Genomic DNA, 13,583 nt, shown 5'->3' on the forward strand with positions numbered 1-13,583 from the left:
GGGTTTTTTATTTGCTAGCGATAAGTTCTTCAATTTGTTTTTTCAAATTTGCAGATCTGTCATCACCTATATCTATTTCAATTAAAGAAAGTTCCTTTCTAACCTGTTTTTCCCTACCGCAATAAACTTCGTTTAAAAGAATATTTAGCTTAGAACTCACAATTAAGTGTTGATTGTTACTTTTTTCAATCACTTGATTGAAGAAGCTATTACTAATTTGCTTAAAATATTTGCTAATTTTTTTATCATATAATTTGTATACAAGTCCTTGATAAGATCTTGCCAAGTTGTAAAAAGCCATACTGCTTAACCTTTTTTCTAATATAGGTTTTAGGTTTTTAGAAAGTGTTAAAGTGTGACTAGGAAATTGGCGAAGTATTTTTGTGTAATCTGAAGATTTTGTGAAACTTTTTTTACTCCATATTCTATTTCCTGCTGCATCAATAATGTGCACAACAGGAATACTGCTAATTTCAAACTCTTTTTTTAAATGCGGTTGGTGGTCAATATCGATTTTTACATAAATAAAATTATTGTCAATTTTTTCCATTTCTTTAGACTCCCATAAAAATTTATCCATTTTGCGACAAGGGGCACACCATACTGCAGTAAAATCCAGTAGTAGAAGCTTGTTTTGTTGGAGTGCAATTTTTTTGGCTTCGATTAGATCATTTTTCCATGCTATTTGAGCATTAATAAATTGAGACAACAGTAAAACTAATAATAATACCAGCTTGTGGATGCTATTCGATATGCTGTTTATTGTAAATGAGAGAGATTTCATTTTATTATTTAATCATCATTCTACATCTACAAGATGCTGAATTCTATATCAACCGAACCTTTTGTAGCTTTATAAGGATTGAAACTAACAGGTACCTTAACTCTACCGTAATAGTCAGCTTTAATAGTTGTATCAATCTTTCCACTAAAAATAAGTTCGTCAACGAACTTGATCTTAATTGAATCATTGACTTCAGCTTTCATCTTCAAAATGAAAACCGCATAGCTTCCATCTTTTTTAGGCACTATTGTATCACAAATTACTTTAGAAAAATCATTTGTTCTGATTTTTTTTGATACTCTATTAAATCCGCAGGAAAGTGAAGTTAATAGTATGAATATTAGTAGTATTTGTTTCATTTACTTTTTGCCAATATGTTCAACAAAATATAAGGAGTTATTATTTTTAGTATTCCATTTTGTAAATTAATCATAGCATATTCTGATTATAAGGAGAGATTTATCGTTAGGAGTTGAATTTTGTATCGTAACCTTATTTTTTTCAGAATGTTGAATAAACAATGTCCTTATTTTTGTCCAGTATATAGAATAGTAAAATAGGATTTTTTAAAACTTTTAATCGCTAATTTCTTCAACCCATTTCACTTGATATTTATAAAATTTACCATTATCATAACAATACAAATAAATAGACTTGAATACCTGATCGTTGAAAATAATATTTGCAACATTCTTTTTTTGTCTTTTTAATCTTTCTTTACTTGCTAAATTCAGAAAGTCCTTGATGGTTAGAATATTATTGTCCTCAATTACGCTATGTGTTATTTCCAAAGGTTTTGTTTCTGAAATGAAATGTTGTCCTTGGCTGAAAAACTCCGTTGTTAAGCCATTATTTATTATTCTACCATCTTTTTCCTCGTAACAATTAAATGAAACGTGAGCGAAAGTTTTTTGGCCATAAGAAAATGTAATTACGAATAAGAAAAAAAATAGCTTCAGTAAGTTTTTCATGGTGTACAATTTTTATTTCCGTTCAATTTTTCAGTTGCAATAGTATTCAAAATTCTTTGTTGTTCAGATACTGTTAAGGCATTCCATCCATCAGTATTAATATAATTAGGGTTAGAATCAGGTCCTGGATTATTTTGATCCCGGATTTTATATAACCCAACCCAGGAAATATCTTCATAATATTGTCTGGGTTTACTATTACCGTCAAACATCTGCAACATATCTGCAATAACATCAATATAGTGATTTGCCATTTGTTGATGCTGCCAATTTTTTATATGCCTAGTGTAATAATCATAAATTCCAGGAAAATCAGTAATGCTAATTTGATTATTTACAGATTTCACTTTTCGATACATTTCCGCATGTATAGTTTCATGTATCAAAGTTCGAGCCAAACCAAGCACAGTCCTATTGGACAATGTGTTCCCATTAATACTTATTTGAATTAAAAATTGAGAAGGTACGGAGGTTTGAGCATTGGTGGTATTGGGTAAAGAATTGTCTATTGTAAATTTTAAATGTGCAACTGGAAAGTCTCCATCGAAATTACGAATTGCTCCTGCAAACCCAGAAGAGTTAGCCTTTAACTTTTCGTAAACACAATCAGCTTTACTATTTTCAAAAGAGGAATCTTTCAATATTTGATCAGGAACCACACACTCTCCATCCGCATTTACAAACCCTGACCCGCCTGGTGTATTACAAGGGGTTGCTACAGGACCTCGAATAGGAATTACCGGTGGACAATCTTCCATACAAAATTCATCAGGATCGCCATCACCTCCGATGCCGCCTCCGCTTCCAGCTCCACTTCCACTAGTTGGGTCTTGACCACCATTGCTTCCTCCACCTGTTTGGGCACACCCGGACACCACCCATGCTCCAAAACATACTCGTCTAGCGGCGTCAGGATGACCTGGCGAAACATCACAATTATTATCCCCGTAAGGATGCTCTCCACCATATGTACAATCAAACTCAATACAATCTCCTGCATTATCATCCCAGCTATACTCAACAAGGTGTGGTGGGCAATCTCCTCTGGAAGTGCCAAAGGATAAGAGATTGGGGTCATCAATTACCGTGATTTCAGTTTTTTGCATATCAAAACCATTAGGATAGGAATTGTCGTATTTATATTTGACAATCCATTGTGTATGGCTTCCATCTTGATAGAAAGTTATAATGTAATTCTCAAGAAACCCATTTTCCCAATGTTCTCTTACAATTGGCATTGCATAACTCTTTAAATAGCCATTATCGATTAGTTGAACATTGGTAGTGTCTAAATAGAAATCATATAATTCTGAATATGTATCCCTGCTTGTTGAATTATTACTTTTCTCTTTCAAAGACTTCGCAAATGGACTAACGCCTGTTTTTAAATCATCAGAATAAGATGTAAAATTGGTAAGATTCCCTTTTTTTACAGAAAACTCGAATCTTAGATTATCGGGAGATACTTCAACAGTTTCGTCACTACAACCATTAAGTATAATTAGAAGGGTTAGACTTGTTAGAAGTATTTTGAAAGCAGATTTCATGTTTGAATATTGTTTAGTTGTGCTCTAAAATAATAAATTATTTTCTCTTTTACCTAAGGCTTTATGTAAAACGCATAATTTTCCAACTTTTTATCTAAAACAAGATTATTTTTGACTTTTATACCTAAAAATTCATGCAGATCACAACAAAAGCTATCGTAATCTCATCATTAAAATACGGCGATACTAGTTTAATCGTTAAGTGTTACACTGAAGAAGCGGGTTTAAAATCGTATTTGCTTAAAGGGGTTTTAAAATCTAAAAAAGGGAAGTTAAAGGTGGCATATTTTCAACCGTTGTCGCAATTAATACTAGAAGCCAATCACAAAAATAAAGGTACTTTAGAAAGCATTCGCGAAGTAAAAACAGCATACGCTTATAAAACAGTTCATACCGACATTAAGAAAGGAGCCATTGCCATGTTTTTATCAGAGATGTTGAATGTCTCTATTGTTGAAGAAGAAGTCAATCAATCGTTATTCGAATATTTGGAAATGGCATTTCAATGGCTCGATGCGCATGATCAGGTAGCCAATTTCCATATGCTTTTTTTGTTAAACCTGACTCGGTATTTAGGATTTTATCCGGATACAAATGATGCAGAATTGCCCGCCTTTAGTCTTTTAGATGGAGCTTTTACTTCGTCTGCTTTTGAGTTACATACGATATCTGATAAAAATTTAACACTCTTTAAACGACTGTTGGGTACAACTTTTGATGCATTAAATGCTACAAGGTTTTCTAGCACTGACAGACAGCAGTTACTTACGATATTAATTGAATATTTTGAGTTACATTTGCAGGGATTTAGAAAACCCAGATCTTTAGCGGTTTTAAATGAAGTTTTTAATTAGTTTTTCTCTAAATTTTCCTGAAAATTGCCGGCTAAGTTTCTTAGCAAAAAAGGCTAGGGGAAAGCTGATTTTGTTCTTCTTTTTATTCTTTTCCCCCTTATTGGTTTTCTCCCAAACGATTACTGTAAAAGATCAAGTAGAAGATGAACCACTTGTTGGTGTTGCTATTTATAATATAGATGCATCAAAAAGCACAATTACCAATGAAAAGGGAGAAGCAGATCTGTCTCAATTTGATTTAGGTGAGGAGATAACTTTTGAACATTTAGGCTTTGTAAAAAAAACAATTGCTAAAGCACGCTATTTCCGGAACGGATTTATTGTATATCTATCTCCAGAGACTGAGCGGCTGAATGAGGTAGTATTATCAGCTTCAAAAACTGGAGAAACTAAAACAAGGATTGCTGAGAAAATAGCAGTGCTTTCTACTCAGGCTATTCAAAGGACGGCTCCACAAACAAGTGCTGATTTATTGGTCGAAGCTCCAGGAATACGAGTTCAGAAATCACAAGGTGGTGGTGGCAGTCCTGTTATTCGAGGTTTTGAGGCGAATAGAGTATTACTTGTTATTGATGGTGTAAGGTTAAACAATGCCATATTCCGATCTGGACACCTACAAAATGCAATTACAATAAGTCCGAATGCATTAGAACGTACCGAAGTTGTTTTTGGGCCGTCATCCGTTATTTATGGCTCCGATGCGTTAGGTGGGGTGGTTCATTATTATACAAAAACCCCAAAAATTAATAGCACTAAACCATTTTCAGGAGGTTTCATAAGTCGATATAGTCAAGCAACTGAAGAATATACGAACAGCTTGGATCTAGAATTTAGTTTTGGTAGATGGGCTTCATTTACCAACGTATCGTTTAGTAGATTTGGAGACATACGAATGGGACGTAGTAGAAAACATGGTTTTGAAGACTGGGGGTTGGTAAACTTATATTCAAATAATACTGAAGAGTTTTATAATCCAGATCCGGTTGTGAATCCAAATCCTAATGAACAAAAAGGAACTGGATATGACCAATTTGATGTACTTCAGAAGTTTGTTATGAAACTTGATCATCGAACCAGTCTTGGTTTGAATATTCAGTTTTCTGAGTCCTCAAATATTCCAAGGTTTGACAGGTTAGCAGAATTTCGTGATGGCACGCTTCGTTTTGCTAGATGGGATTACGGTCCGCAAAAACGCTTCTTAATTTCACCGCAGTTACAGTTCAATCCGGGTAAAAAATGGATGAAAAAAGGAACAATTACTGCTGCGTTTCAAAGTATTGAAGAATCGAGAATCGAAAGAAATTTTAACAGTATTACCAGAGAAAGCCAAATTGAGGATGTTGAGGTATATAGTTTAAATGCTGACTTTTATGCTGACCTTCGAGAGAAAAGAAATTTGAGTTATGGAGTAGAGTTTACCCATAACGATGTACAATCTAATGCCTTTGCGGAAGAGCTTATTTTACAAGGAAATCGAATAATTGGATTACAACCTAGACAACTGATTTCTACGCGTTACCCTAGTGATGGTAGTACGTATACCACAGCAGCGGCATATACCAATTATAGACAGGATATTAACCGCACTTCGACCTTTAATTCTGGAATTCGATACACCTTTACAAAGCTAAAAGCTGCTTGGAATGATCAGGCATTAGTCGATAGCAATCTGGATCGGGTTACGACCAGTAACAATGCTGTTACCGCAACGTTAGGATATGTTTTTAGACCCAGCTCTAAATGGCAACTAAATGCTGTTCTCTCTAGTGGATTCAGATCACCAAATATTGATGACATTGGAAAAATTAGAGAGCAAGGGGGTACTTTAACAATACCAAACCCAGATCTTGAACCTGAGTTTGCTTATAACGGTGAGGTGGGTATTACCAAGTTTCTGGGCAAAAAGTCCAATATTGTTTCACTTACTGCCTATTATACGTGGCTTCGCAACGTCATTGGTAGAGCTCCTTTTGTGGTAGAAGGTGATACTACCACTGATAACCCAAACACGATCATCTTTAACGGAGATGAAGATATTACACTTGCAAATGCAAATTTAGGAAATGCGTATGTTGTTGGGGGGACATTTGACATAAATACCCAGGTTGTTAGAAATCTTCGCTTTCAAAGTAATCTCACCTATACGGCCGGTCGCATTTTTGATGGTAATCGCCCACTACCATCTATTCTTCCCTGGTTTGGGAGCGCGCGTTTGAATTACACAAAAAATAGGATTGATTCTCAACTGTATTGGAGGTTTTCTGGAAATAAAAACCCAGAAGATTTTAGCGAAGGTGGAGAAGATGGTTTAGAAGAAACACCTTTAATTAATGCTGATGCAATTGAAGATGTAGATCGATTTGCCGGCCTACCCTCTTGGAATACTTTAGGGGCAGCTGTGGCTTATAACCTTACATCTTCAATAAGAATACAATTATCGATGGACAATATTTTTGACCGTCATTATCGAGAATTTGCATCAGGAATTAGTGCCCCTGGAAGAAATTTTAGGGTGATGGCTTCGGTTAACTTTTAGACCATTAAATTTTATAGGATCAATTTAACTGCTACTTGATCCGATTTCAGCGTCTTTTTCACTCAAAATCCTTAATTTCGCGCTTCTTAACAAGCGATTGATTTTTAAGGCATGAAGTTTACCGAATATAGCGGACTTGATCTACCGAAAGTAGCAGAAGAAATCCTTTCTTATTGGGAGGAGAATGACCTTTTTTCTAAAAGTATAACCGAGCGTGAAGGAGCTGAACCTTATATATTTTTTGAAGGACCTCCGTCTGCCAATGGCCTACCGGGTATTCACCATGTAATGGCGCGTACGATCAAGGATATTTTTCCTCGTTATAAAACGATGAAAGGCTATCAGGTAAAACGAAAAGCTGGCTGGGATACGCATGGGTTGCCAGTAGAACTTGGTGTTGAGAAAGAGCTTGGAATTACCAAAGAAGATATTGGTAAAAAAATATCCATTCAAGAGTATAATGAGGCTTGTAAAAAAGCGGTGATGCGTTATACAGACATCTGGAATGATATGACCCGTAAAATTGGTTATTGGGTTGATATGGATGATCCGTACATTACCTATAAGCCAAAATATATGGAAAGTGTATGGTGGTTGCTAAAGCAGATTTATGATAAAGGACTACTTTATAAAGGGTATACCATCCAGCCATATTCACCAAAGGCGGGAACTGGGCTTAGTTCTCATGAATTAAATCAACCGGGAACATATCAGGATGTTACTGATACTACTGTAGTAGCTCAATTTAAAGCAAAGGAAGAAACCTTACCTGAATTTCTTCGTAATGAAGGTGATATTTACTTTTTGGCTTGGACGACCACACCCTGGACGCTGCCTAGTAATACAGCACTTACGGTAGGGCCAAAAATTGATTATGTATTGGTTGAGACTTATAACCAGTATACATTCAAACCAATGAATGTGGTACTTGCTAAATCTTTAGTGAGTAAACAGTTCGGCGGAAAATATAATGAGGTTGAATCAAAGCCTGAGCTGATTGACTATAAAGACGGGGATAAAAAAATCCCATTTTATGTCGTAAAAGAATTTAAAGGGGAAGACCTTGTTGAAATCAAATACGAGCAGCTTTTAGACTATGCTCAGCCAAATGACAATCCAGAAAATGCATTCAGGGTAATTGCGGGTGATTTTGTGACTACAGAAGACGGTACAGGAATAGTTCACACAGCGCCAACTTTTGGCGCTGATGATGCTTTGGTGGCTAAGCAGGCAAATCCTGAGGTCCCGCCTATGTTGGTAAAGGATGACAATGATAATTTAGTGCCGTTGGTCGATCTTCAAGGAAAGTTCACTAAACACATGGGTGATCTTGGGGGTAAGTATGTAAAAAATGAGTACTATGCAGATGGCAAAGCACCGGAAAAGTCAGTAGATGTTGAGTTAGCCATCAAACTAAAAACGGAAAACAAAGCATTTAAGGTCGAGAAGTATGTTCATAGTTATCCCAACTGTTGGCGTACCGACAAGCCCATTTTATATTATCCATTAGATTCTTGGTTCATTAAAGTAACCGAGATTAAAGATCGGATGCATCAATTAAATGAAACTATAAATTGGAAGCCAAAGTCTACCGGCGAGGGCAGATTTGGTAACTGGTTGAAAAATGCAAACGATTGGAACTTATCTCGATCTCGTTATTGGGGAATTCCGCTTCCAATTTGGAGAACAGAAGATGGTAAAGAAGAAATTATCATAGGATCTATCGAAGAGCTAAAGTCTGAAATGGAAAAATCGGTTGCAGCTGGATTAATGAAGGCGGATATCTTTACTGAATTTGAAGTTGGGAATATGTCAGAAGATAACTATGATAAGGTTGATCTTCATAAAAATATTGTTGATGCTATTACATTGGTTTCTGCTTCAGGAAAACCAATGAAACGCGAAAGCGATTTGATTGATGTGTGGTTCGATTCCGGTTCGATGCCTTATGCACAATGGCACTATCCGTTTGAGAATAAGGATATGATCGATAATAGCAAGTCTTATCCAGCTGATTTTATCGCGGAAGGTGTTGATCAGACAAGGGGATGGTTTTACACATTACATGCAATAAGTTCACTTGTTTTTGATCAGGTTTCTTATAAGAATGTAGTTTCCAATGGACTAGTATTAGACAAGAATGGCCAAAAAATGTCAAAGCGGTTAGGTAATGCGGTTGACCCATTTTCTACATTAGAACAATATGGCCCAGATGCCACTAGATGGTATATGATCTCTAATGCGAATCCGTGGGATAATTTAAAGTTTGATCTTGAAGGTGTTGCTGAGGTACGTCGTAAATTCTTTGGCACCTTATATAATACGTATTCTTTCTTCAGCCTGTACGCCAATATTGATGGGTTTACTTATAAAGAAGAAGAAATAGCACTAGATAAAAGACCAGAAATTGATCGTTGGATTCTATCAGAACTAAATAGCTTAACAAAATCAGTTGATGAAGCTTACGCTGATTACGAACCTACCAAAGCTGCCCGCGCAATTTCCAATTTTGTACAAGAAAATTTGAGTAATTGGTTTGTTCGTTTAAGCAGGAGACGTTTCTGGAAAGGTGACTATGGTCAAGATAAGCTTTCAGCATACCAAACGTTATATACCTGCTTGAATACAGTTGCAAAGTTAATGGCTCCTATAGCTCCATTTTTTGCAGATAGACTTTATAAAGATTTAAATGCAGCTACAAATAAGGAAGGGTTTGAAAGTGTACATTTAGCGAATTTCCCTGTTTTTGATTCTAAGATGATTGATCAGGCATTAGAACATAAAATGCAAAAAGCGCAGACAATATGTTCGCTAGTATTATCGTTACGAAAAAAGGAAATGATAAAAGTACGCCAACCATTGCAGCGTATCATGATTCCTGTGCTAGATGCATCTGAAAAAGAAGAGATTCTTGCGGTTGAAAATTTGATTAGATCAGAGGTTAACGTAAAAGAAATTGAGTTGCTTGATGATGCATCTGATATCTTGGTAAAGCAGATAAAACCTAATTTTAAAGTACTTGGGCCTCGATTTGGAAAAGATATGAAATTGATTGCCAACGCGATAAAAAGTTTCGGACAGGAAGAAATCGTAAAAATCGAGCAAAATGGCGAGATAGCTGTTGAAATTAATGGAAAAAGTATTACATTAGGCTTAAGCGAAGTAGAGATTACTTCACAGGATATTGAAGGTTGGTTAGTGGCTAATTCAGGATCATTAACAGTTGCATTAGATGTAACAATTTCTAATGAATTAAAAGAAGAAGGTATAGCCAGAGAATTGGTGAACCGAATTCAAAACCTAAGAAAAGATTCTGGTTTTGAAGTAACTGATCAAATTAAAGTTCAGTTAGAAAAAAATGAACAAATTGAGAAAGCAGTAGCTACTAATCTAGGGTACATTAAGGCAGAAACACTAACTGCCGTACTAGATTTTGAAGAGACTATTACTAATGGAATAGAAATTGCTTTTGATGAGATAAATACCAAATTATTTATTGAAAAATTTTGAAATTATGGCAACGGAAGATAAAGTAAGATACTCAGATAAGGAGCTTGATGAATTTAAAGCACTGATAGAAGATAAAATGAAAAAGGTTGAGCATGACCTTGAATTATTGAGAAGCGCTTATATGAATGACGGAAATAATGGTACCGATGATACCTCTCCAACATTCAAAGCATTTGAAGAAGGCTCAGAAACGATGTCAAAAGAAGCAAATACGCAGTTGGCGATTAGACAAGAAAAGTTTTTACGTGATTTAAAAAACGCGATGATTCGTATTGAAAATAAAACCTATGGTGTTTGCAGAGTAACCGGAAAACTAATTAATCCGGAGCGATTAAAGTTAGTACCACATGCTACTTTGAGTATTGAAGCAAAAAACATGCAAAAATAATATAAGTAATAAAGCTTATAATTGAATAAAAAAGTGCTTTTCTTGATTAGAAAGGCACTTTTTTTATGTTTCGATGTAACCTTTCCTAAAAAACGGACTATATAGTAATGTAACCAACTTAAATGAAGGTTTTGAGCCAACTAACTGACGAAGAATTAATGACTGCCGTATCTAACGGGAATTTAGATAATATGAGTGTTCTTTTTGAGCGATATCATGTACGCATATTTAATTTTTTGTGTCAAATGACGAATGGCGATCGCGATTTAAGTGAAGATGTTACACAAGAGGTTTTTTATAAAGCTATTAAGTATCGGTCGTCTTACCATGGTGGGAAATTCATTTCATGGATATTTACCATAGCAAGGAATAGCTTAAGTAATCATTATCGAAAAAAGAAACAGAAGATAGACCGTCTTGACGATGTTGGTTATAAGTTAGGAGAAGAAAATAATGTTAAGCTGGACGATTTATCGCATTTAAGTGAAGTACTTAATAAGTTAGATGATCAAGATAAAGAGCTTATTGTATTGAACAGACTACAAGAGGTAAAATATGATCAGCTTGCTGAAATGATGGGGAGTACTACCGGAGCGGTAAAGGTGAAAGTGCATAGAGCATTAAAAAAATTAAAGACATTTTATTTTCAAGAGTAAGGATTATGAAAAAAGAAGAAATAAAATCAATGTTAATTGATTATCTGGAAGGTAATCTATCAACAAAAAAGGAGAAGGAAATAGCAGACTTTTTAGCAAAAGACACCGATCTTCAAAACGAGCTAAATAAGCTTACACAATTAGAAGAATCTTTTAAAAAAGTCAATACGATTCTTCCTTCAAAAAAATTGTCCGAAGGGTTCTATAATATGTTAGAACAAGAGAAGCAAAAGCAAGATGGCGTAGTTTCGTTAAATCAACATAAACCCCAAAACAACGTTTTGAAAAATGTTTGGCAGGTAGCAGCAGTGGTTGCCTTTGTATTCGCTGGTTTCACCTATGGTAAATACCAGCAGCAACAGAAAAATCAGGATAAGATGGAAAGCCTTGTTCAGGAGACTGAAAAAATGAAACAATCTATGATGTTAGCATTGGTTGAAAATCAGTCGGCTAGTAAACGCGTACAAGGAGTGCATTTTGTCAATCAGGTACAAACACCTAATAACGAAGTTCTGGATGCTTTAATAAAGCGCATGCATTTTGATGATAACGCAAACGTAAGGCTTGCTGCCATCGAAGCACTGTCAAAATTTACCGATGAGAAATTGGTTCGTGATGAGCTAATCGTAGCGCTCGATCGTGAAGAAGACCCTGGTCTTCAAATAAGCTTAATCGAAATATTAGTAAGTATTCAAGAAAAAGGAGCTATAAAATCCATGGAGCGTCTTTTACAAGAAGAGGATACCCCCACCTACGTAAAAGATCAAGTAAAAATGGGGTTACCATCAATCATTTAAAAAACAAACAGATGAAAAAACAAACATTATTAGTGTTATTCACTATTGTCGCATTTTCTATAAATGCACAAGACTTTAAACAATCATTACAGGGAATTACTAAGGTAAAATTAATGTCGACCAACGATATTATTGTCAAATCTCATGATAAAAATGAAATTCTTATTGAAAGTAATGGACATAAAAGACCGGAGAAAGCAAAAGGCTTGAAAGCAATATATGCTGGAGGAACTGATAATACAGGATTGGGTATTAATGTGGAGAAAAATGGCGATGTTTTAGAGGTTACCAATCTTAAAAATATGCATGGGCCTAAAATGGTAGTTTATATTTCGGAGTCAGTAGCAGTACATGCTGAATGTAAAACCGTAGGCGATTTGAATATTTCAGGCTTTAAATCCGAAATTGAGGTAAAAGCAACCGCTGGTACAATTAAGATCCTAGATGTTACCGGACCAGTTATAGCAAAAGCATCTGCCGGAGATATTACGGTCGAATTTAGTAAAGTAAATCAATCTTCCCCAATATCGATTTATTCATCAGCGGGTGATGTAGACATCAAATTACCTGCAAATACGGCAGCTAATCTAGACTTAAGATCAACTATGGGTGAAATCTATACAGACTTTGATCTGAAATTTTCGAACGAGAAAAAGGACATGAAAATTCTTTCTGGGAGAAGACATTTGAAAACTGAAATAAACAACGGTGGTGTTGGAATCACATTGCGATCGTCGGTGGGGGACATTTACCTGAGAAAAAGTAAATAAGAAATAGCTAATAAATCAATCAAAAATAATCAGTCATGAAACGAACAGTTTTAATGCTAGTAAGCTTTTTAATAGTTGCAGTAGCTAGCGCTCAAAAAGTAATTGAAAAGAATATTAAACCAACAAGTGATAATGTTGAGGTAGAATTCAAATTTGCTGAGGATATTAATATCAAAACTTGGGACAAAAATGAGGTATATGTAAAAGCAGCAGTATCTATTAATGATGGTGAATATGATGACTATTTCAGTATGACCGTTGATAATAGTAGTTCGGTTCTGCGAATCGACTCTGATTATGGTGATCTTTTCAAAAAGCAAAACGGTTGGAGAGGAAAGAAAGATGAGGATGGTAATTGCAATTGCTGTTCGATGGATATGGATATTGTAGTCACTTTGTACGTTCCAAAAAAAGTCAAACTCCGCGTTAAAAGTATTTCAGGAAATGTTTCTTCAGAAGCGTATAGTGGGAATCTTAATGTTGATATCATTAGTGGAGATATTAATATTAAAAATTACGATGGAGATTTTTCTTTAAAGACAATTAGTGGAGATATCGATATAAATGTCAAAAAATCGAGTGTTCAGGCGAAAACAGTTACAGGAACTATTTATGCGGATGATAAGTTGAGCTTTAACAGAGATGAAAGTAATAATCGATGGGGAGGAAGTAGAGTAAATGGCACCGTTGATACTGCTGAAAACAAATTGAAGTTGACAACGGTTAGTGGAAGTATTTTTTTAAGAAAAATATAGTGCGAGCGATCACTT

Annotated in this window: 12 protein-coding genes; 8 read left to right on the plus strand and 4 right to left on the minus strand. The window is 35.2% G+C overall.

Annotation, left to right across the window (positions count from 1 at the left end; all coding sequences use genetic code 11):
- Positions 1-7 precede the first annotated feature (7 nt).
- The 4 genes from ABN763_RS06185 to ABN763_RS06200 all read right to left on the minus strand — a co-directional run bounded on the left by ABN763_RS06185 (position 8) and on the right by ABN763_RS06200 (position 3,302).
- Positions 8-709 carry a thioredoxin family protein gene (locus tag ABN763_RS06185; RefSeq protein WP_410484567.1) on the minus strand — a complete coding sequence of 234 codons (702 nt, stop codon included), beginning with the start codon at positions 707-709 and terminating at the stop codon, positions 8-10.
- A 101-nt stretch (positions 710-810) separates the two neighbouring features.
- Positions 811-1,143 carry a hypothetical protein gene (locus ABN763_RS06190; RefSeq protein WP_410484568.1) on the minus strand — a complete coding sequence of 111 codons (333 nt, stop codon included), beginning with the start codon at positions 1,141-1,143 and terminating at the stop codon, positions 811-813.
- Positions 1,144-1,359: 216 nt separating this feature from the next.
- A complete protein-coding gene (locus ABN763_RS06195) occupies positions 1,360-1,755 on the minus strand; it encodes a hypothetical protein (RefSeq protein ID WP_410484569.1) in 396 nt (131 codons plus the stop codon).
- Positions 1,752-3,302, minus strand: a complete 1,551-nt coding sequence (locus tag ABN763_RS06200; RefSeq protein ID WP_410484570.1) for a hypothetical protein — start codon at positions 3,300-3,302, stop codon at positions 1,752-1,754. Before ABN763_RS06200 ends, ABN763_RS06195 begins: the two co-directional genes overlap by 4 nt.
- A 134-nt stretch (positions 3,303-3,436) precedes the next feature.
- Between ABN763_RS06200 and recO the strand changes: the two genes are divergently transcribed.
- From recO to ABN763_RS06240, 8 genes are all read left to right on the plus strand, one after another.
- Positions 3,437-4,156: a DNA repair protein RecO gene (recO, locus tag ABN763_RS06205; protein ID WP_410484571.1), complete on the plus strand. Its 720-nt coding sequence runs from the start codon at positions 3,437-3,439 to the stop codon at positions 4,154-4,156.
- A complete protein-coding gene (locus ABN763_RS06210; protein WP_410484572.1) occupies positions 4,140-6,692 on the plus strand; it encodes a TonB-dependent receptor domain-containing protein in 2,553 nt (850 codons plus the stop codon). Before recO ends, ABN763_RS06210 begins: the two co-directional genes overlap by 17 nt.
- 111 nt (positions 6,693-6,803) lie before the next feature.
- Positions 6,804-10,202, plus strand: a complete 3,399-nt coding sequence (ileS, locus tag ABN763_RS06215) for an isoleucine--tRNA ligase (protein ID WP_410484573.1) — start codon at positions 6,804-6,806, stop codon at positions 10,200-10,202.
- Positions 10,203-10,206: 4 nt separating this feature from the next.
- Positions 10,207-10,590, plus strand: coding sequence for a TraR/DksA family transcriptional regulator (locus ABN763_RS06220; protein WP_410484574.1), 384 nt, complete (start codon positions 10,207-10,209; stop codon positions 10,588-10,590).
- A 122-nt stretch (positions 10,591-10,712) separates the two neighbouring features.
- Complete coding sequence (locus tag ABN763_RS06225) at positions 10,713-11,246, plus strand: RNA polymerase sigma factor (protein ID WP_410484575.1); 534 nt, start codon at positions 10,713-10,715, stop codon at positions 11,244-11,246.
- A 5-nt stretch (positions 11,247-11,251) separates the two neighbouring features.
- On the plus strand, positions 11,252-12,043 hold the full coding sequence (locus ABN763_RS06230) for a HEAT repeat domain-containing protein (protein ID WP_410484576.1): 792 nt from the start codon (positions 11,252-11,254) through the stop codon (positions 12,041-12,043).
- An 11-nt stretch (positions 12,044-12,054) separates the two neighbouring features.
- Complete coding sequence (locus ABN763_RS06235; protein ID WP_410484577.1) at positions 12,055-12,813, plus strand: DUF4097 family beta strand repeat-containing protein; 759 nt, start codon at positions 12,055-12,057, stop codon at positions 12,811-12,813.
- Between the two features lie 35 nt (positions 12,814-12,848).
- Complete coding sequence (locus ABN763_RS06240) at positions 12,849-13,568, plus strand: DUF4097 family beta strand repeat-containing protein (RefSeq protein WP_410484578.1); 720 nt, start codon at positions 12,849-12,851, stop codon at positions 13,566-13,568.
- Positions 13,569-13,583 lie beyond the last annotated feature (15 nt).

This window comes from Spongiivirga sp. MCCC 1A20706, assembly GCF_046524175.1.
Lineage (GTDB): Bacteria > Bacteroidota > Bacteroidia > Flavobacteriales > Flavobacteriaceae > Spongiivirga.

Excerpts from the sequence above, each read along its gene's own strand:
- ABN763_RS06235 (WP_410484577.1), top strand. The coding sequence starts at position 12,055 with ATGAAAAAACAAACATTATTAGTGTTATTCACTATTGTCGCATTTTCT.
- ABN763_RS06210 (WP_410484572.1), top strand. The coding sequence starts at position 4,140 with ATGAAGTTTTTAATTAGTTTTTCTCTAAATTTTCCTGAAAATTGCCGG.
- ABN763_RS06195 (WP_410484569.1), bottom strand. The coding sequence starts at position 1,755 with ATGAAAAACTTACTGAAGCTATTTTTTTTCTTATTCGTAATTACATTT.
- ABN763_RS06190 (WP_410484568.1), bottom strand. The coding sequence starts at position 1,143 with ATGAAACAAATACTACTAATATTCATACTATTAACTTCACTTTCCTGC.
- recO (WP_410484571.1), top strand. The coding sequence starts at position 3,437 with ATGCAGATCACAACAAAAGCTATCGTAATCTCATCATTAAAATACGGC.
- ABN763_RS06240 (WP_410484578.1), top strand. The coding sequence starts at position 12,849 with ATGAAACGAACAGTTTTAATGCTAGTAAGCTTTTTAATAGTTGCAGTA.
- ABN763_RS06230 (WP_410484576.1), top strand. The coding sequence starts at position 11,252 with ATGAAAAAAGAAGAAATAAAATCAATGTTAATTGATTATCTGGAAGGT.
- ABN763_RS06220 (WP_410484574.1), top strand. The coding sequence starts at position 10,207 with ATGGCAACGGAAGATAAAGTAAGATACTCAGATAAGGAGCTTGATGAA.
- ABN763_RS06200 (WP_410484570.1), bottom strand. The coding sequence starts at position 3,302 with ATGAAATCTGCTTTCAAAATACTTCTAACAAGTCTAACCCTTCTAATT.
- ABN763_RS06225 (WP_410484575.1), top strand. The coding sequence starts at position 10,713 with ATGAAGGTTTTGAGCCAACTAACTGACGAAGAATTAATGACTGCCGTA.
- ileS (WP_410484573.1), top strand. The coding sequence starts at position 6,804 with ATGAAGTTTACCGAATATAGCGGACTTGATCTACCGAAAGTAGCAGAA.